23 protein-coding genes and 1 tRNA gene are annotated in these 23,864 nt (G+C 69.5%); 12 read left to right on the forward strand and 12 right to left on the reverse strand.

Going from position 1 to position 23,864, the window contains the following annotated elements; all coding sequences use genetic code 11:
* Positions 1-41 precede the first annotated feature (41 nt).
* Positions 42-572, reverse strand: coding sequence for a hypothetical protein (locus J2Y70_RS15240; RefSeq protein WP_309919263.1), 531 nt, complete (start codon positions 570-572; stop codon positions 42-44).
* 184 nt (positions 573-756) lie between these two features.
* Here J2Y70_RS15240 and hrpB point away from each other — a divergent pair, with 184 nt between their 5' ends.
* Positions 757-3,372: an ATP-dependent helicase HrpB gene (hrpB, locus tag J2Y70_RS15245; RefSeq protein WP_309919266.1), complete on the forward strand. Its 2,616-nt coding sequence runs from the start codon at positions 757-759 to the stop codon at positions 3,370-3,372.
* Between the two features lie 323 nt (positions 3,373-3,695).
* On the forward strand, positions 3,696-4,100 hold the full coding sequence (locus J2Y70_RS15250) for a hypothetical protein (protein ID WP_263396161.1): 405 nt from the start codon (positions 3,696-3,698) through the stop codon (positions 4,098-4,100).
* Between the two features lie 422 nt (positions 4,101-4,522).
* Here the strand turns inward: J2Y70_RS15250 and J2Y70_RS15255 are convergent, their stop codons facing one another.
* Positions 4,523-5,059, reverse strand: coding sequence for a pseudouridine synthase (locus J2Y70_RS15255; protein ID WP_309919269.1), 537 nt, complete (start codon positions 5,057-5,059; stop codon positions 4,523-4,525).
* A 114-nt stretch (positions 5,060-5,173) separates the two neighbouring features.
* A complete protein-coding gene (locus J2Y70_RS15260; protein ID WP_263396163.1) occupies positions 5,174-6,031 on the reverse strand; it encodes a class I SAM-dependent methyltransferase in 858 nt (285 codons plus the stop codon).
* 176 nt (positions 6,032-6,207) lie between these two features.
* On the opposite strand from J2Y70_RS15260, the gene J2Y70_RS15265 reads away from it, so the two are divergent.
* The gene (locus J2Y70_RS15265) at positions 6,208-7,167 is read left to right on the forward strand and encodes an aldo/keto reductase (protein ID WP_309919274.1); all 960 of its coding nucleotides are present in this window, start codon (positions 6,208-6,210) and stop codon (positions 7,165-7,167) included.
* Positions 7,164-8,210 carry an NADP-dependent oxidoreductase gene (locus J2Y70_RS15270; RefSeq protein WP_263396165.1) on the forward strand — a complete coding sequence of 349 codons (1,047 nt, stop codon included), beginning with the start codon at positions 7,164-7,166 and terminating at the stop codon, positions 8,208-8,210. The genes J2Y70_RS15265 and J2Y70_RS15270 overlap by 4 nt, the downstream gene beginning before the upstream one ends.
* A 113-nt stretch (positions 8,211-8,323) precedes the next feature.
* Here J2Y70_RS15270 and pcaD read toward each other — a convergent pair whose 3' ends face one another.
* Positions 8,324-9,103, reverse strand: coding sequence for a 3-oxoadipate enol-lactonase (gene pcaD, locus J2Y70_RS15275; RefSeq protein WP_263396166.1), 780 nt, complete (start codon positions 9,101-9,103; stop codon positions 8,324-8,326).
* Between the two features lie 200 nt (positions 9,104-9,303).
* Positions 9,304-10,209 carry a LysR family transcriptional regulator gene (locus tag J2Y70_RS15280; protein WP_309919279.1) on the reverse strand — a complete coding sequence of 302 codons (906 nt, stop codon included), beginning with the start codon at positions 10,207-10,209 and terminating at the stop codon, positions 9,304-9,306.
* Between the two features lie 136 nt (positions 10,210-10,345).
* Between J2Y70_RS15280 and J2Y70_RS15285 the strand changes: the two genes are divergently transcribed.
* The 5 genes from J2Y70_RS15285 (at position 10,346) to J2Y70_RS15305 (ending at position 15,411) form a co-directional block, all read left to right on the forward strand.
* On the forward strand, positions 10,346-11,227 hold the full coding sequence (locus tag J2Y70_RS15285) for an NAD(P)H-binding protein (RefSeq protein ID WP_309919282.1): 882 nt from the start codon (positions 10,346-10,348) through the stop codon (positions 11,225-11,227).
* Positions 11,228-11,537: 310 nt separating this feature from the next.
* On the forward strand, positions 11,538-11,876 hold the full coding sequence (locus J2Y70_RS15290) for a low molecular weight protein tyrosine phosphatase family protein (protein WP_309919503.1): 339 nt from the start codon (positions 11,538-11,540) through the stop codon (positions 11,874-11,876).
* Positions 11,877-12,567: 691 nt separating this feature from the next.
* Positions 12,568-12,643: transfer RNA gene (locus tag J2Y70_RS15295), tRNA-Lys, on the forward strand.
* Positions 12,644-13,016: 373 nt separating this feature from the next.
* Positions 13,017-14,138, forward strand: coding sequence for a slipin family protein (locus tag J2Y70_RS15300; RefSeq protein WP_309919285.1), 1,122 nt, complete (start codon positions 13,017-13,019; stop codon positions 14,136-14,138).
* A 55-nt stretch (positions 14,139-14,193) separates the two neighbouring features.
* Positions 14,194-15,411, forward strand: a complete 1,218-nt coding sequence (locus J2Y70_RS15305) for an RtcB family protein (RefSeq protein ID WP_309919287.1) — start codon at positions 14,194-14,196, stop codon at positions 15,409-15,411.
* A 64-nt stretch (positions 15,412-15,475) separates the two neighbouring features.
* Here the strand turns inward: J2Y70_RS15305 and J2Y70_RS15310 are convergent, their stop codons facing one another.
* Positions 15,476-16,408, reverse strand: coding sequence for an NAD(P)/FAD-dependent oxidoreductase (locus J2Y70_RS15310; RefSeq protein ID WP_309919290.1), 933 nt, complete (start codon positions 16,406-16,408; stop codon positions 15,476-15,478).
* Positions 16,398-16,844: an Rrf2 family transcriptional regulator gene (locus J2Y70_RS15315; RefSeq protein WP_263398557.1), complete on the reverse strand. Its 447-nt coding sequence runs from the start codon at positions 16,842-16,844 to the stop codon at positions 16,398-16,400. Before J2Y70_RS15315 ends, J2Y70_RS15310 begins: the two co-directional genes overlap by 11 nt.
* Positions 16,845-17,594: 750 nt before the next feature.
* On the opposite strand from J2Y70_RS15315, the gene J2Y70_RS15320 reads away from it, so the two are divergent.
* Positions 17,595-17,912, forward strand: a complete 318-nt coding sequence (locus J2Y70_RS15320) for a hypothetical protein (protein WP_309919294.1) — start codon at positions 17,595-17,597, stop codon at positions 17,910-17,912.
* A gap of 95 nt (positions 17,913-18,007) precedes the next feature.
* On the opposite strand, the gene J2Y70_RS15325 is transcribed toward J2Y70_RS15320, so the two are convergent.
* The 4 genes from J2Y70_RS15325 to J2Y70_RS15340 all read right to left on the reverse strand — a co-directional run bounded on the left by J2Y70_RS15325 (position 18,008) and on the right by J2Y70_RS15340 (position 20,810).
* Positions 18,008-18,895 carry an alpha/beta fold hydrolase gene (locus tag J2Y70_RS15325; protein ID WP_309919296.1) on the reverse strand — a complete coding sequence of 296 codons (888 nt, stop codon included), beginning with the start codon at positions 18,893-18,895 and terminating at the stop codon, positions 18,008-18,010.
* Positions 18,896-18,897: 2 nt separating this feature from the next.
* Positions 18,898-19,986, reverse strand: a complete 1,089-nt coding sequence (locus J2Y70_RS15330) for a DUF3182 family protein (RefSeq protein WP_309919299.1) — start codon at positions 19,984-19,986, stop codon at positions 18,898-18,900.
* Between the two features lie 34 nt (positions 19,987-20,020).
* On the reverse strand, positions 20,021-20,236 hold the full coding sequence (locus tag J2Y70_RS15335; RefSeq protein WP_309919302.1) for a hypothetical protein: 216 nt from the start codon (positions 20,234-20,236) through the stop codon (positions 20,021-20,023).
* Between the two features lie 154 nt (positions 20,237-20,390).
* Complete coding sequence (locus tag J2Y70_RS15340) at positions 20,391-20,810, reverse strand: hypothetical protein (RefSeq protein WP_263396177.1); 420 nt, start codon at positions 20,808-20,810, stop codon at positions 20,391-20,393.
* Between the two features lie 177 nt (positions 20,811-20,987).
* Between J2Y70_RS15340 and J2Y70_RS15345 the strand changes: the two genes are divergently transcribed.
* Complete coding sequence (locus J2Y70_RS15345; RefSeq protein ID WP_309919306.1) at positions 20,988-21,494, forward strand: cupin domain-containing protein; 507 nt, start codon at positions 20,988-20,990, stop codon at positions 21,492-21,494.
* A 122-nt stretch (positions 21,495-21,616) separates the two neighbouring features.
* A complete protein-coding gene (locus tag J2Y70_RS15350; RefSeq protein WP_309919309.1) occupies positions 21,617-22,432 on the forward strand; it encodes a DUF2884 family protein in 816 nt (271 codons plus the stop codon).
* A gap of 163 nt (positions 22,433-22,595) precedes the next feature.
* Here the strand turns inward: J2Y70_RS15350 and J2Y70_RS15355 are convergent, their stop codons facing one another.
* Positions 22,596-23,771: a putative peptide maturation dehydrogenase gene (locus J2Y70_RS15355; protein ID WP_309919312.1), complete on the reverse strand. Its 1,176-nt coding sequence runs from the start codon at positions 23,769-23,771 to the stop codon at positions 22,596-22,598.
* Between the last annotated feature and the right edge of the window lie 93 nt (positions 23,772-23,864).

The raw sequence follows: 23,864 nt of genomic DNA on the forward strand, positions 1-23,864 counted from the left end.
CGGCTGTCAATCGGCGGCATGCCCGCGCTCCCCGGCCGCGCTCAGGCCGCGGGCGGCGCCGGCAGCGCCTGCGCCACGAACAGGCGGCGGGTGATCAGCAGGTGCGCGACGAAGATCAGCACGCCGAGCAGCGCCAGGGCGACCGCCAGCCGCCGCAGCGTGGCGCCCAAGCTCTTGCTGCGCTCCAGCTTTTCCAGCCGCTCGAACCGGGACGGCTCGGCATTGGCGTAGGCCACGCGCACGCTGGCGCCCTCCTTCGTATACGGCGTCGCGTTGTCCTCGGAGGTCTCGAACGTGCCTTCGTAGGTGTTGCCGCCGGCCTCGAACGCATAGCCGAAATGGTAGGTGAGCGAGACGCGACCCTTGCGGCCGCGCGTCTCCTGGATGTCGTCCAGGTGCACCGGCGCGTCGACCACGCTGTGATCCTTCAGGATCGCGTTGGCCTGGCGATAGCCGGCGAAACCGGACAGGCCGAAGAACGCGGCGACGACGCCGAACGCCGCCACGCACAGCCACTTGGACAGCGTGCGCAGCACGGCATGGGATTTTTCGGAAACGGGAATGCTGATCATTGGTGGGCCCCTGGAGAACGTGGTGGTTGCCGGCGGCATGCGCGCCACCGGATGCAGCGCAGTCTGGCGACGGCCGCCGGCGCGTTGCAGTACCAAAGCGTCAAGCGGGCGACGCCGCGGTTGACGGCGCGTCAAGCGCCGCCGCGCACGCCGCCACGGCGCATTCCACGTATCCTTGCCGCGCATGACGCACGTTGCATTTCCGATCGATCCGCTGCTGCCGCAGATCCGCGACAGCCTCGCCGCGCATCCGCGGCTGGTGCTGGAGGCCCCGCCCGGCGCCGGCAAGACCACCCAGGTGCCGCCGGCGCTGCTGGAGGCGCCGTGGCTGCAGGGCCGCCGCATCGTGATGCTGGAGCCGCGCCGGGTCGCCGCGCGCAGCGCCGCCACCTTCATGGCGCGGCAGCGCGGCGAGGCGCCGGGCGAGACCGTGGGCTACCGCATCCGCTTCGAGAACAAGGTGTCCGCGCGCACCCGCATCGAGGTGGTCACCGAAGGCATCCTGACCCGGATGCTCCAGGACGACCCGATGCTCGACGGCGTCGGCGCGCTGCTGTTCGACGAATTCCACGAACGCCACCTGGCCGCCGACCTGGGCCTGGCGCTGGCGCTGGACGTGCAGGCGCAGGTGCGCGAGGACCTGCGCATCGTGGTGATGTCGGCGACGCTGGACGGCGAACGCCTGGCGCAGTTTCTGGAGGCGCCCAGGTTGTCCAGCGCCGGCCGCAGCTATCCGGTGGAGATCGCGCATTTCCCGGCGCGGCGCGAGGAATCGCTGGAGGCGCAGAGCCGCCGCGCGGTGGAACACGCGCTGCAGCAGCATCCCGGCGACGTGCTGGTGTTTCTGCCCGGGCAGCGCGAGATCGCGCGGGTGCAGGCGGCGCTGGAGGGGTCTGCGGTGGTGTCGGGGCTCTCGCCCGATGCGGCTTCGGAAGTCGTCTCATCAGGCACCGCCTCGGGCGTACCCTCATCCGGCGCTGCGCGCCACCTTCTCCCGGGGGGAGAAGGGAGTGGTGGCGGCGTCGACATCTTGCCGTTGCATGGCGAGTTGCCGGTCGAGCAGCAGGCCAAGGTGCTGCAGCCCGATCCGCATGGCCGCCGCCGCGTGGTGCTGGCCACCAACGTGGCCGAATCCTCGGTCACCCTGCCCGGCGTGCGCGTGGTGATCGACGCCGGGCTGGCGCGCGAGCCGCACTACGACCCCAACAGCGGTTTCTCGCGGCTGGACGTGACCGCCATCGCCCAGGCCTCGGCCGACCAGCGTGCCGGCCGCGCCGGCCGCGTCGCTTCGGGCTGGGCGTACCGGCTGTGGCCGCAGTCGCAGCGCCTGGAGGCGCAGCGCCGCGCGGAAATCCTGCAGGTGGAACTGGCCGGACTGGCGCTGGAACTGGCGGCCTGGGGCAGCGACGCGCTGCGCTTCGTCGATCCGCCGCCGGCCGGCGCGCTGGCCGCCGCGCGCGAACTGCTGCAACGGCTCGGCGCCTTGAGCGAAAACCACGCGATCACCGCGAGCGGCCGGCGCATGCTCGCGCTGGGCACGCATCCGCGGCTGGCGGCGATGCTGCTGGCCGCGCCGGATGCGCGCGCGCAGGCGCTGGCCTGCGACCTGGCCGCGCTGGTCGAGGCGCGCGATCCGCTGCGCCAGGGCGGCGATGCGCTGGCCGCGCGCTGGCGCGCACTGGCCGCGTTCCGCCGCGGCCGCGCCCCGCACGACGCCAACCGCGGCGGCCTGGCCGCGATCGACGCGGCCGCCAAGCAATGGCGGCGGCGCCTGCGCAACGACGCCGCGCCGCCGGACAGCGTCGAAGCGCACGCGCTCGGCGACCTGCTCGCCCACGCCTTCCCCGACCGCATCGCCACCCGTCATCCCGCCGATCCGTTGCGCTACCTGCTGGCCAACGGCCGCAGCGCGCGCCTGTTCGACAACAGCGACCTGCGCGGCGAGCCGTGGCTGGTCGCCACCGAACTGCGCTACGAGGCCAAGGACGCGCTGCTGCTGCGCGCCGCGCCGGTGGACGAGACGCGGCTGCGCGCCGATTTCCCGCAGCGCTTCGTGCAGCAGGACGTGGTGCGCTGGGACGCCGAACGGCGCGCGCTGAGCGCGCTGCGCGAAACCCGTTTCGACCGCATCGTGCTCGACAGCCGCCCGGCCGGCCGCGTCGATCCGGCGCATGCGGCGGCGGCGCTGACCGAGGCGGTGCGCGAACTCGGGCTGGCGGCGCTGCCCTGGAGCGAGGCGCTGACCCAGTGGCGCGCACGCGCAACCGGACTGCGCGTGTGGATGCCCGAGCTGGCCCTGCCCGATCTCGGCGACGCGGCGCTGCTGGACGACCTGGACCGTTGGCTGCGCCCGGCCTTCGCCGGCAAGACCCGGCTCGACGCGCTCGGCGAGGACGAGCTGGGCGAAGCGCTCAAATCGCTGCTGCCATGGGACCGGCGGCAGGCGCTCGATCGGCATGCGCCGACCCGGATCACGGTGCCCTCGGGCATGGAACGGCGCATCGACTACGCGCTCGACCACGACGGCCAGCCGTTGCCGCCGGTGCTGGCGGTGAAGCTGCAGGAACTGTTCGGCCTGGCCGACACCCCGCGCATCGCCGACGGCCGCGTGCCGCTGGTGCTGCACCTGCTCTCGCCCGGCGGGCGCCCGCTGCAGGTCACCCAGGACCTGCGCAACTTCTGGTCCAGCACCTATCCGGAAGTGAAGAAGGAGATGAAGGGCCGCTACCCGCGCCATCCGTGGCCGGACGACCCATGGACCGCCACCGCCAGCCATCGCGCCAAACCACGCGGCACCTGAGGCGGCGCTGCGCACGGGATTGGCGGCTGCGCCGAACGTGGACGACGGCCGGACCGGCGCGCCTGGCCTACGGCGGGCGAACACGCGCGTCATCCAGACGGGGTGCGTGACGCGCGACCAGCATCATCGTGCCCGTCACCGGCCGCCCTCGGCACCTGCCCGGGCTGGCCACTTCGGACGCCGCCCGCCAGCGCGGCGCGTCCGCTCCCGCCCCCTGCACCGCCCATGTTCAGCCGCCAGACGATTCCGCGGCGATGCGCTAACGCCATCTATACGGGGCGCAAGGGACACTGCAGTCCTTATTCCTGCCAGTAGGGACGCCCATGAGCAAGCTGACCATCATTACCGACCGCGCACTCGATCTCGCCAGCCATGCCGGCGACAGCCTGCGCCACATCGGCCCGCAGGCGAACAGGTGGCTGCAGTCCGGCGCCGCGATGGGCGCGCTCAAGACCGGCGCGGCGATGGGTGCGGTGAAGACCGGCACCAAGGTCGCGCGCACCGTGGTGCGGCGCAACCCGGTCATCGCGATCGCCGCCGCGGCGCTGGGCGCCGGCCTGCTCGGCTACGCGATCTACCGCAAGCGCCAGCGCGACCGCAACGGCGCGATCGAAGGCGATTCGCAGCGCATCGAAGCCAGCAAGCGCGGCAATGCCGGCGCACGCCGTACGGCGGCGAGCCGGGTGTCGCGTCGCGCCGCGGCCGCACAGGAAGGCAGCGAAGACTAGATTCTGCGGTATCGCCGTAGTGCGATAACGAACATGGCGACCGGGCGAAACCCGGTCGCTTTTTTTATGCGCGTTTCGCAGGCTGTCGAGCATGCGAGCGGCCTGCCGAATGCCTCGTACAGCAGAGTGCGCCGTTGACCTGTAGGAGCGGCTTCAGCCGCGACCAGTTCCGTCCGGCAGCCCCATTGCGTCGTCGGTCGCGGCCGATGGCCGAGCCACCCACAACCGCGCAACACCGGCGCAGCCGATGCGTCGACTCCGCCGGTCACGGCACCGCTCGTCGATCCGGACAAAGCGCTTCGCCCGTCGCAACCGATAGTCCAACGCCATCCAGAGCGGCTGCTACGCCAACATTCCGCGTGCATTGCGCATGCGGCAGGCCGCCATGGCGTTCACCCGAAAGTCCGCGGTAACCCGTAGCGCTACAGCCTGCGCCATGCACCCGGCGCCAACCCATCCAGCCCGTGCGTGCCGATCGCTGCGCGCACCAGGCGCAAGGTCGGCAAGCCGACGGCGGCGGTCATGCGCCGGACCTGGCGGTTGCGCCCTTCGCGCAGCACGATCTGCAGCCATGCGTCGGGCACCGTCTTGCGGAACCGTACCGGCGGGTCGCGCGGCCACAGTTCCGGTGCCGTCTCCAGCACGCTGGCCTGGGCCGCCGCGGTCGGCCCGTCGTTCAACACCACGCCGTCGCGCAGGCGCTGCAGCTGCTCGGGCTGCGGCATGCCTTCCACCTGCACCCAATACGTTTTCGGTTGCTTGTGCCGCGGGTCGGTGTAGCGGTGCGCCAGTGCGCCGTCGTCGGTCAGCAGCAGCAGGCCTTCGCTGTCGTAGTCCAGCCTGCCCGCCGCGTACACGTCGGCGGGCAGGCCGAACCCGGCCAGCGTGCGCCGCGGCGGTTCGCTGCGGTCGGTGAACTGGCACAGCACATTGAACGGCTTGTTGAACGCGATCAGCATTAAAGCGCGGATTGGGGATGAAGGGATTCGGGATTTGCCGCACATCGACGGCACATGCGGCGCGGGGACATTCTCCCACGCCGGATCCCTTTTCCCGCCGACCGCGGCCGTCGCTCAGGACTTGACGAACTTCAGCGTCATCCGGTCGCTCTCGCCGATCGCCTTGTACTTGGCCTCGTCGGCGGCCTCGTGGCTGTTGCTCGGCGGCAGCGTCCACACGCCGCCCGGATAGTCCTTGGTGTCGCGCGGGTTGGCGTTGACCTCGCTCTTGCCGGCCAGCTTGAAGCCGGCCGCCTCGGCCATCGCGATCACCTGCGCCTGGCCGACGTAGCCGCTCTTGTCGTCAGCCGGCACGTCGGCCTTGGCGCGGTGTTCGACCACGCCGAGCACGCCGCCCGGCTTGAGCACCTGGTAGAAGCCCTTGAACATGCCTTCCGCCTGCCCGGAGGTGCGCCAGTTGTGCACGTTGCGGAAGGTCAGCACCAGATCGGCCGAGGCGGCCGGGCCGAACACCGGCGCGGTCGGCGAATAGCCGACCAGCTTGGCCTTGCCGTACTGCGCCGGCGCGGCGGCGAACTTCTGTTCCAGCCCCGTGCGCGCCTTCTGCTGGTAGTCGCGGCCGCGGCCTTCGGGCACCGCCGCCGGATCCACCACCGCGGCGATGTACTGGCCGCGTTCGCGCAGGTAAGGGGCCAGGATTTCCGAATACCAGCCGCCGCCGGGAGTGATCTCGATCACCGTCTGCGTCGGCTTGATGCCGAAGAACGCCAGGGTCTGCCCCGGATGCCGGTAGGCGTCGCGCGCGACATAGGTGCGGTCGCGCCAGCTGCCGTTGATGGCCGCCTGCAGCGCGGCATCCGGCGCCGGCAGGGTGGCGCTGTCGGCAGGCTTGATCGCCTGCGCGGCCGGGATCGCCAGCGCCGCGGCAATGGCCAGGGTACAAGCACAGGCAAGCGTCGTTCGAAGAGTCATGGGCGTGCGTCCGCTGGAGATGTGGCGCGAGCCTAGCACGCATGCGCGCACGCCTGAATGTTGCCTTCGCGTTAGCGCGAATCACGCCGGCGGAACGCTGTTTTCGCCACCATCGCCCCGATCCCGAAACCTTGGGCGACTATCCTGTCGCTCTTCCTCACAGCGGAGCATCCCCCATGCTGCACACGCGCGAACTCGGCCGTTCCGGCCTGCACGCGGCACCGCTCGCCTTCGGCGGCAATGTGTTCGGCTGGAGCGCCGACGCCAAGACCTCCTTCGCGCTGCTCGACGCCTTCGTCGAGGCGGGCTGCAACCTGATCGACACCGCCGATGCGTATGCGGCGTGGGTGCCCGGCAACCGCGGCGGCGAATCGGAAACCATCATCGGCCAGTGGCTCAAGCGCAGCGGCAAGCGCGACAAGGTGCTGATCGCGACCAAGGTCGGCAAGTGGGCCGAGCGCCCGGGCCTGGCCGCCGACAACATCGCCGCGGCGGTGGAGGAGTCGCTGCAACGCCTGCAGACCGATGTGATCGACCTGTACCAGGCGCACGAGGACGACGAATCGGTGCCGCTTGAAGCCTCGCTGGCCGCGTTCGGGCGGCTGATCGAGCAAGGCAAGGTGCGCGCGATCGGCGCCTCCAACTACAGCGCCGAACGCCTGGCCGAGGCGCTGAAGGTCTCGGCGCAATACGGGCTGCCGCGCTACGAGACGCTGCAGCCCGAGTACAACCTGTACGACCGCGGCGGCTACGAAAACGGCCTGGAGCCGCTGGTGCGCGACCAGGGCTTGGGCGTGATCTGCTACTACGCGCTGGCCCGCGGCTTCCTCAGCGGCAAGTACCGCAGTTCCGCCGATGCTGCCAAGAGCCCGGCGCGCGGCGACAGCGTGATCGCGCGCTACCTCAACGCACGCGGCCTGCGCATCCTGGCCGCGCTCGACGACATCGCCGGCAAGCATTCGGCCACGCCGACCCAGGTGGCCCTGGCGTGGCTGATCGCACGTCCCGGCATCACCGCGCCGATCGCCAGCGCGACCAGTGTCGAGCAGTTGCAGCAACTGCTGGCCGCCGCCCGCCTGCAGCTGTCGGCCGACGACGTCGCGCAACTGGATGCCGCCAGCAAGGAAACCCCATGAGTTCCGTTTCCCACACCACCCGCGTAGTGCTCGCCTCGCGTCCGCAGGGTGCGCCGAGCGCGCAGAATTTCCGTCTCGAACAGGCGCCGCTGGCCGTGCCCGGCCCTGGCCAGGTGCTGCTGCGCAACCGCTGGCTGTCGCTGGATCCGTACATGCGCGGGCGCATGAGCGATGCGCCGTCCTACGCGCCGCCCGTGCAGCTGGACCAGGTGATGGTCGGCAGCACCGTCGCCGAAGTGCTGGAATCGCACCATCCCGACCTCAAGCCCGGCGACCTGGTGCTGGTGCAGAGCGGCGGCTGGCAGACGCACCTGGTGGCCGACGGCGCCGGTCTGAGGCGCAAGCTCGATCCGCAGTCGCCGCTGCCGCCGAGCACCGCGCTCGGTGTCTACGGCATGCCCGGCTTCACCGCCTACGCCGGCCTGCACGAGATCGGCAAGCCGCAGAGCGGCGAGACCGTGGCGGTCGCCGCCGCCACCGGCCCGGTCGGCGCCACCGTGGCGCAGATCGCCAGGTTGCGCGGCGCGAAGGTGATCGCCATCGCCGGCGGCGCCGAAAAATGCCGCTACCTGCGCGAGGAACTGGGCCTGGACGTAGCGTTGGACCATCGCGCCCCGGATTTCGCCGAGCAGCTGCGTGGCGCCGCGAAGGATGGCATCGACGTCTACTTCGAGAACGTCGGCGGGCACGTGTTCGATGCGGTGCTGCCGTTGCTCAACGACTTCGCGCGGGTGCCGGTGTGCGGCACCATCGCCACCTACAACACGCGCGGCGAATTGCCGGCGGCACCGGACCGCGTGCCGGCGCTGATGAACCAGGTGCTGCGCCAGCGGCTGACCGTGCGCGGCTTCATCGTCGGCGATTTCGTCAAGCTCTACCCGGAGTTCCTGCGCGAGATGGGCGCGTGGCTGGCCGACGGCCGCGTGCGCTACCGCGAACACGTCGTGCATGGGCTGGAGAACGCGCCGCAGGCCTTCATCGACATGCTCGGCGGCGGCAACTTCGGCAAGCTGGTGGTGCAGCTGGACGAGAGCCGGGATTAGGGATTAGGGATTAGGGATTAGGGATTAGGGATTAGGGATTCGGGATTAGGGATTTGAGAAGCTGTGCTGCGGGGTCACGACCATGCGGCGACTGTCTCTGCAGCCCGAGCCCGTTATTGCAGCAGGAAGCGCAGCAACGCGTCGTTGAAGGCGTGCGGCGACTCCAGGTTGCACAGGTGCCGGCCGTGCACCTGGGCGAGGCTTCCGCGCATCGCCTGCGTGGCGATCGCCTGCAGGCCGTCGGGCGGGCACACCGGATCGTCGTGCCCGGCCAGCGCCAGCAGCGGCGTGGCGATCCCGCCCAGCGCACCGCGGAAATCGGCGCCGGCCACCGCCTCGCAGCAGGCCAGGTAGGCCTGCGCATCGGTACCCAGGAACGTCGCCAGGATCGCCTCGACCGCCGCCGGCTGCATGGCGGCGAAGGCCGGCGTGAACCAGCGCTCGCGGGTGCCGTCCAGCAGCCCCGCCAGTCCCTCGGCGCGAACTTGCGCGATGCGCGCCCGCCAGCTGTCCTCGGTACCGATCCTGGCCGCGGTCGCGCATACGGTCAGCGTCTGCAGGCGCTCGCCGGCATGCAATCCCAGCCATTGCCCGGTCAACCCGCCGATCGACAGGCCGCAGAAGTGCGTGCGCTCGACCGACAGCGCATCGAGCAACGCCAGCACATCCCCGGCCAGGTCCTCGACCCGGTACGGTCCCGGCACCGCGCTCGAGGCGCCATGGCCGCGGCGGTCGTAGCGCAGCACCCGGTAGTACGGCGCCAACGCATCGATCTGCCCGTCCCACATGTGCAGATCGGTGCCCAGCGAGTTGCAGAAGGTCAGCCAGGGACGGCCTTCGCTGCCGTCGACGCGGTAGTGCAGGCGGTGCGTGGGAAGTTCGAGGAAGGGCATGGCGGCGATGTCGAATGAGGGGGCGCGCCTGTCGGCCGCCAGCGGAGTCTAGCGCTCTTGCCGCAGGGGGAATGCGCAAGGCCCGCAGCATGCAACCTCCACCACAACGGGGCGTGCGGCGTGAGCGCATTGCACGGGTTTCGCGTCGGGCCGGCACGTCGCCGCGCCGACGCACGGCCAACATCGCCAAGCGCCGTTGCCTAGTGCAGCAGCGCCAGCACGAAATCGAGGAAGGCGCGTACCTTCGCCGGCAGGTGCTGGCGCGATGCGTACAGCGCATACAGCGGGAATCGCTCGTCGGGCCAGTCGGGGAACAGGTCGATCAGCCGGCCGTCGTCGAGCATCGGCCGCAGGCCCAGATCGAACACCTGCGCCACGCCGTAGCCGGCAAGGCACACGCTGTAGAGCGAGCCGGCATCGTTGACGGTCAGCTGCCCCGCCATGTCCAGTTCGATGCGTTTCCTGCCGCGCACGAACTCCCAGGTGAAGGGCCGCCCGGTGTGCGCGTCGCGGAACAGGATGCAGGTGTGGCGCCGATCCTGCAGTTCCTGCGGCGATGCCGGCCGGCCATGGCGCTGAATATAAGCGGGTGCGGCGATGGTGACGACGCGGCAGTCCATCAGCTTGCGCGCCACCAGCGTCGACGGCGGCGGATGGCCGAAGCGCAGCACCAGGTCGTAGCCGTCGGCCACCATGTCGCCGGGTTCGTCGCGCGTGATCAGCTCCAGTTTCAGGTCCGGATGCGCTTGCAGGAAGGCGCCGAGCCGCGGGCCCAGTACCAGGCGCGAGAAGAATGGATCGACGTTGACCCGCAATCGGCCGCGCACGACGTTCGCTCCTTGCTGCGCCGAGGCGGCCGCCTCTTCCAGCGCCGCCAGCAAGGGCGCCACTTCGCCGTGGAAGCGACGACCCTCGTCGGTGAGCGCGATCGCGCGCGTGGTGCGATCGAACAGGCGGATGCCCAGCCGCGCTTCCAGTCGCGCAACCGCACGACTGACCCCGGAAGGCGTCATGTCCAGCCGCTCGGATGCGGCGGCGAAGCTGCCGCTGTCGACGATGGCGCACAGCACGCCGATGCCGCTGGCCAGGCGTTCGTCAAAGGTCATATCAGATTCCGCTCATGGGATTACTGACCCTGCGTCATCAATGAACTGACACCGATGATATCGGAAGCGGCGACGACGACGCCCAGAATGCGTGCCACGCCTGCTGCCGCGGCGGGCACCCACGAAAGGAACGCACATGTACGCAATCACCGGAATCACCGGGCAGGTCGGTGCCACGCTGGCCCGCCGCTTGTTGGCGGCGGGCCACCAAGTGCGCGCCGTGTTGCGCGATGCCGCAAAGAGCGAGCGATGGGCCGCACAAGGCTGCACGGTGGCACTGGCCGAACTGACCGACGTGCCGGCCCTGGTCCGCGCCTTCAGCGGCACCGAAGGCGTCTTCATCCTGCTGCCGCCGGCCTTCGACCCCGAACCGGGGTTTCCGGCCGCGCGCCGCATCATCGCCGCGCTGCGCGAAGCGCTGGAACAGGCACGACCGGAAAAGGTGGTGGCACTGTCCACCGTCGGTGCCGACGCAGAGCGCCCCAACCTGCTCAACCAGCTGCGCATCATGGAGCAACAGTTCGCCACGCTGCAGATGCCGACGGCCTTCCTGCGCGCGGCCTGGTTCATGGAGAACGCACGCTGGGACATCGACGCCGCCCGCAGCGGCGCCATCGCCAGCTATCTGCAGCCGGCATCGCGCGCCATCGCGATGGTGTCGATCCATGACGTGGGCCGCACCGCCGCCGACATGCTGCAGGAGCAATGGGAAGGGCACCGCATCGTGCAACTGGAAGGCCCGCAACGAACCAGCCCGGACGACATCGCCGCCGCATTCGGCCGCTTGCTCGGCCGCGACGTGACCGCCCAGACCGTGCCGCGCGACACCTGGGAAGACCTGTTCCGTGCCCAGGGCATGCAGCATCCGTTGCCGCGCATGCAGATGCTGGACGGCTTCAACGCAGGCTGGATCGATTTCGCGCAGGGCGGCGATACGCATGCGGAGTCGCGCAAGGGCGAGATTGGCATCGAAGCGGCGCTGCGCGCGATGCTCGAGGAGCAGGCCGGCGTGGAGTGAGCATGCGGCGGTTCGCGACCGCCGCGTTGTCTTTCGAGCGACATCTTCCATCGGCAGGGCGAGCGCATCGCAGCGAGCGATTCGCCATGGTCGGGCGCATTTCCGAGTGAGCCTCGTCCCGCAAGCGCGGCGACGCGACGGCGCACGCCACAACGACCCAAGTCGACCGATCCAGCCAGTCTGGACGCCGGCCATGCCACGCAGCCTCCCGCGTGCAGAGCCCACGCTGACGATGCGCGCAAGCGGCACGTGCCGCCGCTTGCGTCATTGGACGTTTACCATCGCGTATCCCAGCATCGCGGCGCAGGCCATGTCGTCCATCCGCAACGTCCTGTTCGTGTGCGCCCGCAACCGGCTGCGCAGCCCCACCGCCGAGCAGGTGTTCGCCGATTGGCCGGGCATCGAGACCGCATCGGCCGGCATCCAGGCCGACGCCGACACGCCGCTGACGCCCGAACTGCTCGCCTGGGCCGATCTGATCTTCGTGATGGAGCGCCGGCACCGCAGCAAGCTGTCGGCGACGTTCAAGCGCCACCTGCGCGGCAAGCGCGTGGTGTGTCTCGGGATTCCCGACGACTACGCATTCATGGCACCGGCGTTGGTGGAACGTCTGTTGCGCACGGTGCCTGCATATCTGCCACGACATTGATCGATCGCGATAGCGCGCCGTGTTCGGCGTGCACGCCGGCGATGCCTAGATAATAAAAATAATTGCAGAAACCTCTTGCGCAATGAAAATAAGGCAGGTAATGTGCGCGCCCATCAGCCGACTTTGTTCGGCGACAACGCAGCCGACGACCATGAATCCCCGCCACTTCAACGCCCTTGTGCCCAACCTGCAGCGCGAAACGCGCGCAGCGTCGCCACGTGCGCTGTGCGGCGACGCGCTGCGGCTGGGTCACACCCCCTGATCGACTGATCTTCCTCGCGGAGATCGGTTGCATCGATCTCCGAGGAACGCGACGCCCTCGGACACCGCACCGGGGGCGTTTTGCTTTGTGCGTTCGCAACGTATTTTGTCGATCCCAAACCCAGGCACCCGGGCATGGAATGCCCGGAAACAGGGAAGTTTCGCTCGCGAGGCGCGCAAGCGCTGCGTCCAGGTGCCGGACGCGGGCGGCGGGGAAAGGATCGACGCAGGAATTGCCGCTTCGAAGGAGGCGTCAATCGGGAAACTGTACTTAATGGTCGCTAGCGGTACGGGATGCGATTCCCGTCCGGTGCGCACGGCACTGCCGTCGCGTATGCCTGCGGCCGGGATGTGCAGTTTCCACCAGACGTTAGCTCAGAGGTAGAGCGGTGGCGCGTCTACTGGTCGCCGGTTCGACTCCGGCACGTCGCTTTGGATAGCTCAGCTGGTAGAGCATCGGAACCTTAATCCGACTGTCGCGGGTTCGATTCCCGCTCCGAGAACCATGACCTTTCACGTCATGTGCAATACCGGGCGCAAGCCCAGCAAGTCGCGCCGCGCGGGACACGCCGCACGCATCGCCACCGGCGCTGCGTCACGCGTGCACCGCAGCGTCGCTGCCGCCGCCGCGCCGCCCTGGACGTGCGTGCCGGAGCAAACGATCGCATCGCAATGCAACGCGATGCGCTCGCCTGCGCCTGCCTCCGTACCGACAGCGCCCGTCGGCCGCCGCAGCGACGCCGTGCGCGCACTTGCATCCATTCCAGCGTTGCGTCGCCGACGGCGTGCGCAACGCGACGTCCTCGCGCTCGTCGGTCCGGCGCGGCGACTTCATTCACAGGACCGGATCACCAGAGCCACACACAAGGAGAACGTGCCATGTTCTGGACCAAGCGGGTCGTGATCGGCGATAGCGAGCGCGGCCTGATGTATCGCAACCGGCGTTTCGAGCGCGTGCTCGCGCCCGGCGTCTACCGCCTGTTCGACCCGGCGCGGCGTATCGAGGTGAAGACCTTCAATATCGCCGTACCCGACTACGCCGGCAACGACGTCGACGCGCTGATCGCGCGCCTGGGCGCACAGTTGCACGAACTGTTCGTGCTGGCCGACCTGGGCAGCGACGAGGTGGGCCTGGTGTTCAAGCAGGGCAAGCTCGAGGACGTGCTGCCGCCCGGCACGCGCCGGCTGTACTGGCGTGGGCTGGTTTCGGTGGACGTGATGCGCCTGCCGCTGGGCGAGAGCCTGGCGGTGCCGCCGGATGTCGCCCAGCGCCTGCGCCAGCTTGGCGTGCTGTCGCGCTTCGCGGTCGCGCTGGACGTTCCGGCCGAGTCGGCGGGACTGGTGTTCGTCGATGGACGCCTGCAGCAGACTTTGACGCCGGGCCACTACGCGTTCTGGAACTTCCGCAAGAACATCGTTGCGGAGGTGATCGAGCTGCGAATCCAGTCGGTGGAGGTTTCCGGGCAGGAGCTGTTGACCCGCGACAAGGTCAGCCTGCGCGTCAACCTTGCCGCGAGCATGCGCGTCGCCGACCCGGTTGCGGCGCGGACGCGGGTGGCCAAGTACGGCGACCAGCTGTATCGCGAGCTGCAGTACGGTTTGCGCCGTGCGGTTTCGGCCAAGACGCTGGACGAGCTGCTTGGCGACAAGGCCTCGCTGGACGCGGACATCTTCGGCTACGTGCGCGAGCAGGTCGCCGGCTTCGGCATCGAGGTGCTGGGCGTGGGCGTCAAGGACGTGATCCTGCCCGGCGAGATGAAGGAGATCCTCAACGCAGTGGTGCAGGCGGAGAAGTCGGCGCAGGCCAACGTGATCCGCCGGCGCGAGGAGGCCAACGCCACGCGTTCGCTGCTCAACACCGCCAAGCTGATCGAGGACAACCCGGTGCTGATGCGGCTGAAGGAGCTGGAGGCGCTGGAGAAGGTCACCGAGAAGATCGACAAGCTCACCGTGTTCGGCGGCCTGGATGGCGTGCTGAAGCAGTTGGTGACGATGAAGTGATACCGCCTTGCGCGGCGGAGGGAATCGCCGCGCATGGCTTCGAAGGAAGGACACCATGAGTACGCAACATTACGAATTGCTGCATGCCGAGGGCACCACCCCGATCAAGGGCTGGGTGCGCGGCGTGCCGCTGGAAGCGCAGGCCCACGAACAGCTGCGCAACATCGCCGCGATCCCCTTCGTCGGGCCGTGGGTGGCGGTGATGCCCGACGTGCACCTGGGCAAGGGCGCGACCGTGGGCTCGGTGATCCCGACCCGCGGCGCGATCATCCCGGCGGCGGTCGGCGTGGACATCGGCTGCGGCATGGCCGCAGTGCGTACCACGCTGCGCGCATCCGACCTGCCCGACAACCTGGCGCAGTTGCGCTCGAGCATCGAGCGCAGCGTGCCGGTCGGCAACGGCCGTGGCGGCGAGCACCGCAAGCTGCCCGACAGCATCGCCACGCGCATCGCGCAGTCGGGGTTGGTCGAGCGCCTGGACACGATCAAGGCCAGGCACCGCCGGATCCGTACCGACAAGCTGGATTGCCAGATCGGCACGCTCGGCGGCGGCAACCACTTCATCGAGGTGTGCCTGGACGAAAGCGATGCGGTGTGGGTGATGCTGCACAGCGGCTCGCGCGGCACCGGCAACCTGATCGGCAGCTATTTCATCGAACAGGCGCGCGAGCAGCTGGCGCACCGCGTGCTCGGCTTCCACCTGCCGGACAAGGACCTGGCGTTCTTCATGGAAGGCGAGCCGTTGTTCGACGACTACGTCGAGGCAGTGTCGTGGGCGCAGGACTACGCCCGCGAGAACCGCGAGGCGATGATGGCGCGGGTGCTGGCGGAGATGCGCCACCGCTTGCCGAAGTTCCAGTTGGAGAAGCTGGCGGTGAACTGTCACCACAACTACGTGCAGAAGGAAACGCACGCCGGCGAGGAACTGCTGGTGACCCGCAAGGGCGCGGTCAGCGCACGTGCCGGCGAACTGGGCATCATTCCGGGCAGCATGGGCGCGAAGAGCTTCATCGTGCGCGGGCTGGGCAATGACGACAGCTTCCACAGCTGCAGCCACGGCGCCGGCCGGGTGCTGAGCCGTACCGCCGCACGCCAGCAGATCACCCTGGCCCAGCACCGCGAGGCCACCGCGCACGTGGAGTGCCGCAAGGATGCGGCGGTGATCGACGAATCGCCGGCGGCGTACAAGTCGATCGACGCGGTGATGGCCGCGCAAAGCGACCTGGTGGAAGTGGTGCATACGCTGCGCCAGGTGCTGTGCGTGAAGGGCTGAGGCTGTCGCGGCGATCGCGGCGGCACCGGCAGGCGCAGGCCGTCCGTTCGCGGACGGCCTTTTTTTATCCGCCGCTCGCCGTATCCAGCTGGCTGTCTTCGGCGATCAGCGTGTGATGCAGGCCGATGCCGGCGAGTACGCCGTCGGCCGAAGCCAGGGTCGCGTTGCCGAACATGCGCGCGGCGTCGCCGGCCGCATACACCCGCGGCAGGCTGGTCGATTTTTTCTCGTCCACGCGCAGATACGGCCCGAGCGGGCCGTCGTCGAAGGCGCAACCCAGGCGCTCGGCCAGCGGCGTGGCCATGGCCATCGGTGCGGCCAGGAACAGCGCCTGGATCGCCACGCGCTCGCCATCGGCCACGCGCATGCCGTCGATCGCGGTGCCCTCGCCTTCCAGTGCGACCGCCTGGCGCGTCTCCACCTGCACGCCACGCTTGGCCAGCTTGGCCATCAGCTCGGCGTCGTCCAGCGGCATGCCCTGCGCGAACAGCGTCACCTGGCCCCAGTCGGCCAGCATCAGCGCCCGCTCCGCCGAGCCCGTGGTGCCGTTGCCGAGCACGCCGATGCGCGCCTGCCGGCCCAGTTCGTAGCCGTGGCAGTACGGGCAGTGCATGACGCTATGCCCCCAGCGCTCCGCCACGCCAGGCAGTTCCGGCAACTGATCGGCGACGCCGGTCGCCAGCACCAGACCGCGCGCGTGCGCCTGCCGGCCATCTGCCAAGGCCACCTCCCAGCCGCCGGGCAGCGCCTTCGCATCTTCGACCTGGCCTTCCCACCATTCGACGGTCGGATAGGCCAGCAGCTGCGCCCTGGCCTGCGCCAGCACGGCGCTGCCCGGCATGCCGTCCAGCGCCAGCAGGCCATGCGAGTGCGGGGCGTAGCGGTTGCGCGGCAAGCCCGCATCGACCACCAGCACCTTGCGATGCCCACGCGCCAGCATCAGTGCGGCAGACAGGCCGGCGAAACTGCCCCCGACGATCACGGCATCATGCTGCATGGGTCTTCTGCTCCTGTTTGAGTTTGCGTTGCACGCGCTGGCCCAGCTTGCGCAGCGTCAATGCCTGCAGCTGCGCGGCCAGCGCCGCCTGTGCCTGCCGATAGCCGTCGTCGAGCGCGTCGTTGACCGCGCGCTCGATCGCGCACCCCGGATGCGGGCCGCGCACGCCGTGGCCGAGCAAGAGCGGCTCGCCAAGGGCGACATACACGTCGTACAGGCTGATCGCCTCCGGCGTGCGCGCCAGCTGCCAGCCGCCGCCATGGCCGCGGCTGGAGTCGACCAGTTGCGCGTCGCGCAGCCGCGCCAGCAAGCGCCGCACCACCACCGCATGGCTTTGCAGGCAGGCCGCCATCTGCTCGGACGTCATCGGCTCGCCGTGCTGGGCCATGTGGACCAGCAGGTGCAGTACATCGGAAAGCTGTGTGTTTCGTTTCATGTAACAATCATAGTTACATATACAAACGGATGTCCAGTGCCGGTGCTCGGCACGGCGGCGAACCACGGCCGCGGTTTCGCGCATGGGCGCGGCACACGGCGTCGTTCGGATGTAGTCAGGCTATTGGCGGCGGCGTCTGCACGACGTGCATGCGTGACCGATTCCGGCTGCGCATCTTCACGGCATCGTGGCACACGCTGCCAACGAACCCCGCATCGGCGATCGTCTCGCCCCGCTCACCGATGCGCGCGCGCGCACGCATGCGTCACGCAGCGAACGGCGTCGGCCCCAGCGCGTCGGCCAGATGGTCCAGGAACGATGCGATGCGCCGGGACCGCGGTGTTGCGGTAGTAGACGCCGTGGACCGGCTGGCGCATGTCCAGCGTGTGCTGCCGTCGCAACCCGGGCGCTGCATCGTTGCCGGAATCACCGCGGCGGTGCAGCGCGCAGTTCCAGGCGCACGCCTCCGCAGCGCCTGGCCAGCCAGCGCATGGCGGCGAATCGGATATATGCAGGGCGCGCGGCGCAGTGCGCGTCGCATCCGGCATGGAAGCCACAGCGCAATGCGCCAGGACGGTGGCCGCGCACTGCGTATCGCTGCGCTGCAAACGCTTCCAAAGCGTTGCTGGCGCTCACTAGCCTGATCGATTCAGCGATTCGTCCGCAATCTGCCGCCGTGTTGCGGAATCCGCCGGAAATATCCGCTAGGATCGGACCGACAGGGGGTAGCACTCGAGAGGAGCCCTACCCATGCAGACCGCTTCCGCTCTCGCTCGTCCTGCCCGCACGCGTCCCGCCATCGATCTGAACGCCGAAATGGCCTACTGGCAGGATGCCCATGCCAGTGGACGTCTCGGCCAGCATGGCTTTTCCGATTATTCGTTGCTGCTGAAGATGGGCTACGACGTCTATCTGGCGTATCCGCGCGCCACCGAGGCGCAGCTGTATCGCGTACTGCAGGAGTCCTACCACCTGTTGGCGCCGTCGCTGTCGGTGCCGTGGGACGAAGCGCGCTGGCTGGTACGCCACGCCTGGCACCATCTGGAGCAATCCGCCAGCAGTCATTGACAGGCGCGAACGTGCCTTAAGGCACGCTGCCGACAGCAACGCAGCAGTTGCTGTCGCGTATCCGCTGCGGCGCCACTGCGCCGCGCCTGCGCTCGTTATCGCGATGGCGTCGCGTCGGACGTGCGCTCCTTGGCCTCGATCTGGCCGTGGAACTCCTTCGAGCCCTGTCCGGGCGAGGTCGCCGCATCGCCCTGGGTGTTCTTGAGGCTCTGCTTGCGCCGCTCGACCACGTTCTTGGCCAGCGCCACGCGGCGCCCGACCACCATCTCGGTCAGCCAGTCGATCAGGTAACGGGTGTATTCGAGTTGGTGTTCCTTTTGGGTCAGCGCGTGATCGGCGCCCTTGATCACCCGCGAGGTCAGCGAACGCGCATTGGAAAACGCCGCGGCGTAGTTCTTGAGCACCTGGCCGGGCACGATCACGTCCTGCTCGGCCTCCACCAGCAGCACGTCGCCGCGGAAGCGCTGGCACGCGGCCAGGGCGATGTTGTCCGCCGGCGCCACCGTGCGGCGCCGGTACGGCATCAGGTCCGGATCCTGGTTCAGCGCCACCTTCGGTCCGTCCCAGTGCGCGTCCTTGTACAGCGCCGGCGACCGCAGCGCCAGCCACTCCACTGGCCGCTCCAGGGTCAGCAGCGAGGCGAGGTAGCCGCCGTAGCTCAGGCCCACCACCGCGATCGACTCCGGGTCCACCTGCGGCGACGCCACCAGGCGGTCGTAGGCGGCCTTGATGTCGTCCAGATTCTGCGCGCGCGTCACCGTCTCGCGCATCGATGCCATGCCTTCGTGGCCGCGCAGATCGAAGGTCAGGCACACGCAACCCAGGCCGACCGCTTCGCGTGCGCGTACCAGGTTGTGATGCTGGTTGCCGCCCCAGCCGTGCACGAACAGCACCCCGGGCATGCCGTTGGTCGGGGTCAGCAGCGTGCCGCTCAATGCATCGCCATCCACCGCGATATCGATGCTGGAGAGTTTGGTTTCCATCGTCAGTCTGCAACGTTCACGTAGCGGTACTTGGTCAGGCGGCCGACGCGCGGATCCTCGCCCACGTAATACGCCTGCGCGCCGGCCGGCAGCGCGGCGTCGCCATAGCGTTCGACGGTGGCCGCAATCACCGCGTGCAGCGCCGGTTCGCGCTGGAATGCATCGACCGCGGCCAGTTCCGCCGGCGTCGCGCCGCCGATGCGCCAGGACTGCTCGAGCACGCCGCACATGCGGGTGCCGTCCTGCGCGACGCCATCGATCACGTCGTAGTTGCGGCGCGATGCGTAGAAATCGGGATAGGCCTCGGCAACGCAGCGGTCGTAGTGGCGCGCCTTCAAGACCGCCTCGCGCTGCGGTGGCGGCAGCTCGCGTTCGAGCAGGGCGTCCAGCGTGCCGCGGATCACGAACAGCTGCGAACCGCCATAGGTCTCGCGACCGGCACCGTCGCGGGTGACGGACTGGGTGCCGTAGTAGGCGATGGTCATTCCGGCGCACTCCACCTCGCCGACGCTGAAGGTGGTCGAGCGGTCCAGTTGCCGCTCCAGCACGACGCCCTGCTGCGCCAGATCCGCGGGCGCCACCGCCTCCAGGGCCGTATCCAGCGCGTGCGCATCGTGCAGCAGCGATTGGCCCTGTCCGCCGATGCCATGGGGCAGCTTCAAGCGCACCTGGCCGCCGCGGCGCAGGCGCGCATACGCCTCGCGCGCGTCGGCAACGGCGAACGCGGTATAGCCGGGCACCGTCGCCTCGCCCAGTGCGGCGCCGAGCGCGCGGCTCCAGCCCTGCGGCGCGGCCGCGTCGGGCGCGACCAGCGGATGGCTGATCGCCTTGGTGGCGACGAACGCATGCGGCACCACGCCGCCGAGCAGGCCGCTGGCATCGCGCACGCCCAGTTGCAGCGCCTGTTCGGCGGTCAAGGTGTCGTCGGGCACGTAGAAGCCGCTGCCCATCGTTGCCTCGCCTAGCGGCAGGCGCATCAGCCGCGCGACCTCGGCGGCGACCCAGGCATGCGTCGCGGCCTCGTGCCCGCCTGGCGGATGCGTCCGCACACTGTGGAGGCGCACGTGGTCACGGACGACGAAAAAGGCCATGGGCGACACTCCGCGGGAGCAGGAAAGGGCGCGATCAAGCATGCGCATGCCAGACCAGCAGGGCGGCGACCAGCAATGTCGCCAGCAGCAGGGCGCCCAACACGCGCAATGCCCTGCTGGCGCGCAATTGCCGCCACCAGGCTCCTGCCTCGGAGATGCCTGGCGCATCGGCGGGAATGGCGCCTGGCGCCTGCGGCGTCTGCTGCGCGGGATGCGATTGCGGAGACGGATGGCGGTGGGGGTCGGCCATGCGCACAAGGCTGTCGGCGGCGGCGTTGCCGCAGGGTGAACGCGACGTGTCCAGTGCGTTAGCGATGCATCGAGCACGGGTTGGGAGCGGCTGATGGTGCAACCCGCTGGTGGCGACCACGACTGGCTGTGCGCCGCGTCGGCGCGCGGCACCACTAGGCTGGCGACAACTGCGCCGCGACCTGCGCATCGATCCGATGCTTGCCCGCCAACGCCTGCATGCCCTGCAGCGTGGCCTGCACCGCGCTGGCGTAGCCGCTGCGCCACAACGCGGCGCGCGACTGCCGCGAGGACGCCTCGCCCAGCGCCAACGCGAACGCCTGCACGCGCGGGTCGGCCAGCGTGGCGCGATCCAGGAACGGCTGTTCCAGCGCGATCACGTCCACCGGCGCCAACCAGGCGTCGGCGACCAGTTCGGCCACGCCGACCCGGTGCGACAACTGATGCATCGCGCTCAGGGTTTCGTGCAGCATCTCCAGATACGCCCACTGCCACAGGGCCGCCTTGAGGTGCGGGTCGGCCTGGTCCAGCGCGGACAAGGCACCGTCGATCTGGTCGATGCGTAAATCGTTCATCCGCCGGCGCTCCACGTCATGCAATCCGATTGCCACATTCTGCGCGCAAATAGTGAGGAGATTGTGAGCCGCGCCATCGCCGCGCCGGGCGATGACACGACCGCGACACGGCCTGGTTAGCATGCTCGTGGCGTTCAGCGCCGCTGCGCCGTTGTTGCATGCCGCGAGGATCCGACGATGCACCTGGAACACTGGCTTCTGCCGCCGCACGACTGGGTACCCAATCATCCGTTTCTGCCGGTGCTGCTGTACCGCGCAGTCGATCCCGACGGCGGTGCCGAAGGCTTCGAACGCCGCTTCGCCGAGCACGGCTGGCCGCCGCAATGGCGCGACGGCATCTACGACTATCACCACTACCACTCCACCGCGCATGAGGTCCTGGGCGTCGCCCGCGGCAGCGCACGGTTGGTCATCGGCGGCCCGGGCGGGCCGGAGACTACGCTGGCGGTCGGCGACGCCTTGCTGCTCCCGGCCGGCACCGGCCATTGCTGCATCGCCTCCAGTGCCGATTTCCTGGTGGTCGGCGCGTATCCCGACGGCCAGGACTGGGACATCTGCCGGCAGCCGCCCACGCCCGCGATGATCCGCCGCATCGCGCAGCTGCCATTGCCGCCTCGCGATCCGGTCGCCGGCCGGGATGGTCCGCTGCACGCGCAATGGCGGATGCCCACAGCATCGGGCTGATTCCACGCGCTCCTTGCAGGCGCGGCGCCGGGCAGGTATGACTTCCCGCACCCTGACTTCCCGCAGACGACACGGCACGGCCCAGCGCCGATGCTGCAGCCACGTTCAAAGGAACCGCCGCCATGCGTCTATTGCCCTCCGTGTGCACGCTCTGCCTGCTCGGCGCCGCCGTGAGCGCCGCCGCCGGCCCGCAGTTCTCCTCCCAGCAATGCGGCTTCTCCACGCCCTACGACGTCATCGTCGACCGTACCGGCGTCATGCTGACCCGTAGCGACGGCATGCCGAAGACGGTGTTCCTGCACGACGGACGGCTGCAGGTGGACGGCGTCGCGCAAGCGCTCGGCAACGCCGATGCGCAACGCCTGCGGCAGATGGAACGCGGCGCGCAGGCGCTGATGCCCGAGGTCGCCGGCATCGCCCGCGAGACGGTCGGCATCACCTTCGATGCCTTCGGCGGCGTGGTCGAAGCCATCACCGGCAGCCGCAGCAAGGCGCGCAAGCTGGAGGTGCACCGCGACGCCGCCCTCGCCCATCTGGACCGCACCCTCGGTCAGGGCCGATGGCAGCAGGAGCTGTTCGACAAGGCGTTCGAAGCCGACGTCAGTGCCGCCGCCGAGGAAATGGCCAGCGCGCTGACCCGCGGGGTGATGTTCGCGGTGTTCACCGGTCGCGCCGACGCCATCGAAAAACGCACCGCCGCGATGGAGAAGGACCTGGAGCGGCGCATGGACGCCCGCGGCAAGGCGCTGGAGGCCAGGGCCGACGCGCTCTGCGTGCAGGTCGCGGCGCTGGATGCGTTGCAGCAGCAGCTGGACTACCGGCTGCCCGGCGGCAAGCGGCTGGAGTTGCTGGAACATCGCGACAAGCCGGCAACGTCGACCGCGCCCGACGAGGCGACGGTGGCCGCGACCGGAGCGCCGCGCAGCGAGGCGCACTGACGCGAGGCGACGGGGACGGGGACGGGGACGGGGACGGGGACGGGCGACGGGCGACGGGCGACGGGCAAGAGTCGCCTAGGCACGGCGGCAGCAGTGCGGCCGCCACGTCATTCGCACTCGCAGCAACATCCCCATGTCGCCGTCCGCCACACGCGGACCCGCATCAGGCGCTCGCCTGCCAGACCGCGCCGGCCGGATCGAACTCGGCGGTGGTCAACTCCGGCGCGCGCCAACCGAAGCCGCAGACCGCAAGCGGCCCTTCGCGCAACGGGTCCATGCCGAACGCGCGTTCGATATCCACCTCGTTGATCGCCGAGGTCACGAACGCGCCCCACTGCGCCTGCGTCGCGCACAGGTACAGCAACTGCGACAGGTGCCCGATATCCAGCAGCAAGGCGCGGTAGGCCTTGGGATGGTGGCGGTACTTCCAGTTCATGCGCGCGTAACGCGGCGCCATCACCACCAGCACCGGCGCATCGGCGAACCAGTGCTGACCGGCTACTGCGGTCCGTGCCAATGCATCCAATGCGGTATCCGGGGGGGGCAACGGCTCCAGGGCATGATCGACCGGATGGTAGTGATACAGGCCCGGTGCGAGACCCTCCACGCGCTGCACGATCAGATAGGCCTCGGTGGCATGCAGGCCGCCGCCGGAGGGTGCGTTCTTCTTCAGGAACGCGGCCATGCCGTCGGCCTCGACCCTGGCGCTTGCCGCGAACACGCGCTGCATCAGCTGCGCGAACGCGGCCAGCGGCAACGGCCGTGCGGTATCGAAATTGCGGCAGGTGGCGCGCCGCGCGAGCAGCGCATCGAAGTCGTCTTCCTGCTCGCGCGGCAGCGGCAGGCGCGCGGAAGGCGCGCAGCGCGCGCCCACCTCTGCAGGCGGCGGGCCGAGCTTTTCGCACAGGCCGGCGACCGTGGTCAGCCCATTGGCCTCCATCGCCACGACGCTGTCGCTGCCCTGCCAACGCCCGAACCGGTGCGCCAGCGCGGCGGGACCCCACCAATAGGCGTCGCGCATGGCGGCATCGCGCTCGCCGAAACCGCCAGGCGCCACGTCGTCATCGCGCAGCAGCAGGCCGACCTCGAGCAGGCGCGCACTGGCGGCGGCGCACTGCGCCGGCAAGGCCTGCGCGTCGGTCCAATCGCCCGCACTGAGCGCACCCAGCAGCTCGCGCTCCAGTGCATCGACTTCCAGTTCCTGTTCCAGATGCGGGGCCAGCGCCACCCATTGGCGCTCGCGCGCCAGGCCATTGCCTCCGGCCAGCAACGAAGCCATATCGAAGCGGCTGACCTCGCGCGGCTCGAGGAACAGATGAAAACAACGGCGCACGCGCATACGGAAAGACCTACTCAACCTGGCAGGGGAATATGCCGATAGAGATATAGTGGCTGCGCCTTACACGCCACGCCGAACACCACCCTTCCCTGC

The organism is Xanthomonas sp. 1678, from assembly GCF_031455575.1.
GTDB lineage: Bacteria > Pseudomonadota > Gammaproteobacteria > Xanthomonadales > Xanthomonadaceae > Xanthomonas_A.

Excerpts from the sequence above, each read along its gene's own strand:
- J2Y70_RS15240 (WP_309919263.1), bottom strand. The coding sequence starts at position 572 with ATGATCAGCATTCCCGTTTCCGAAAAATCCCATGCCGTGCTGCGCACG.
- hrpB (WP_309919266.1), top strand. The coding sequence starts at position 757 with ATGACGCACGTTGCATTTCCGATCGATCCGCTGCTGCCGCAGATCCGC.
- J2Y70_RS15250 (WP_263396161.1), top strand. The coding sequence starts at position 3,696 with ATGAGCAAGCTGACCATCATTACCGACCGCGCACTCGATCTCGCCAGC.
- J2Y70_RS15255 (WP_309919269.1), bottom strand. The coding sequence starts at position 5,059 with ATGCTGATCGCGTTCAACAAGCCGTTCAATGTGCTGTGCCAGTTCACC.
- J2Y70_RS15260 (WP_263396163.1), bottom strand. The coding sequence starts at position 6,031 with ATGACTCTTCGAACGACGCTTGCCTGTGCTTGTACCCTGGCCATTGCC.
- J2Y70_RS15265 (WP_309919274.1), top strand. The coding sequence starts at position 6,208 with ATGCTGCACACGCGCGAACTCGGCCGTTCCGGCCTGCACGCGGCACCG.
- J2Y70_RS15270 (WP_263396165.1), top strand. The coding sequence starts at position 7,164 with ATGAGTTCCGTTTCCCACACCACCCGCGTAGTGCTCGCCTCGCGTCCG.
- pcaD (WP_263396166.1), bottom strand. The coding sequence starts at position 9,103 with ATGCCCTTCCTCGAACTTCCCACGCACCGCCTGCACTACCGCGTCGAC.
- J2Y70_RS15280 (WP_309919279.1), bottom strand. The coding sequence starts at position 10,209 with ATGACCTTTGACGAACGCCTGGCCAGCGGCATCGGCGTGCTGTGCGCC.
- J2Y70_RS15285 (WP_309919282.1), top strand. The coding sequence starts at position 10,346 with ATGTACGCAATCACCGGAATCACCGGGCAGGTCGGTGCCACGCTGGCC.
- J2Y70_RS15290 (WP_309919503.1), top strand. The coding sequence starts at position 11,538 with ATGTCGTCCATCCGCAACGTCCTGTTCGTGTGCGCCCGCAACCGGCTG.
- J2Y70_RS15300 (WP_309919285.1), top strand. The coding sequence starts at position 13,017 with ATGTTCTGGACCAAGCGGGTCGTGATCGGCGATAGCGAGCGCGGCCTG.
- J2Y70_RS15305 (WP_309919287.1), top strand. The coding sequence starts at position 14,194 with ATGAGTACGCAACATTACGAATTGCTGCATGCCGAGGGCACCACCCCG.
- J2Y70_RS15310 (WP_309919290.1), bottom strand. The coding sequence starts at position 16,408 with ATGCAGCATGATGCCGTGATCGTCGGGGGCAGTTTCGCCGGCCTGTCT.
- J2Y70_RS15315 (WP_263398557.1), bottom strand. The coding sequence starts at position 16,844 with ATGAAACGAAACACACAGCTTTCCGATGTACTGCACCTGCTGGTCCAC.
- J2Y70_RS15320 (WP_309919294.1), top strand. The coding sequence starts at position 17,595 with ATGCAGACCGCTTCCGCTCTCGCTCGTCCTGCCCGCACGCGTCCCGCC.
- J2Y70_RS15325 (WP_309919296.1), bottom strand. The coding sequence starts at position 18,895 with ATGGAAACCAAACTCTCCAGCATCGATATCGCGGTGGATGGCGATGCA.
- J2Y70_RS15330 (WP_309919299.1), bottom strand. The coding sequence starts at position 19,986 with ATGGCCTTTTTCGTCGTCCGTGACCACGTGCGCCTCCACAGTGTGCGG.
- J2Y70_RS15335 (WP_309919302.1), bottom strand. The coding sequence starts at position 20,236 with ATGGCCGACCCCCACCGCCATCCGTCTCCGCAATCGCATCCCGCGCAG.
- J2Y70_RS15340 (WP_263396177.1), bottom strand. The coding sequence starts at position 20,810 with ATGAACGATTTACGCATCGACCAGATCGACGGTGCCTTGTCCGCGCTG.
- J2Y70_RS15345 (WP_309919306.1), top strand. The coding sequence starts at position 20,988 with ATGCACCTGGAACACTGGCTTCTGCCGCCGCACGACTGGGTACCCAAT.
- J2Y70_RS15350 (WP_309919309.1), top strand. The coding sequence starts at position 21,617 with ATGCGTCTATTGCCCTCCGTGTGCACGCTCTGCCTGCTCGGCGCCGCC.
- J2Y70_RS15355 (WP_309919312.1), bottom strand. The coding sequence starts at position 23,771 with ATGCGCGTGCGCCGTTGTTTTCATCTGTTCCTCGAGCCGCGCGAGGTC.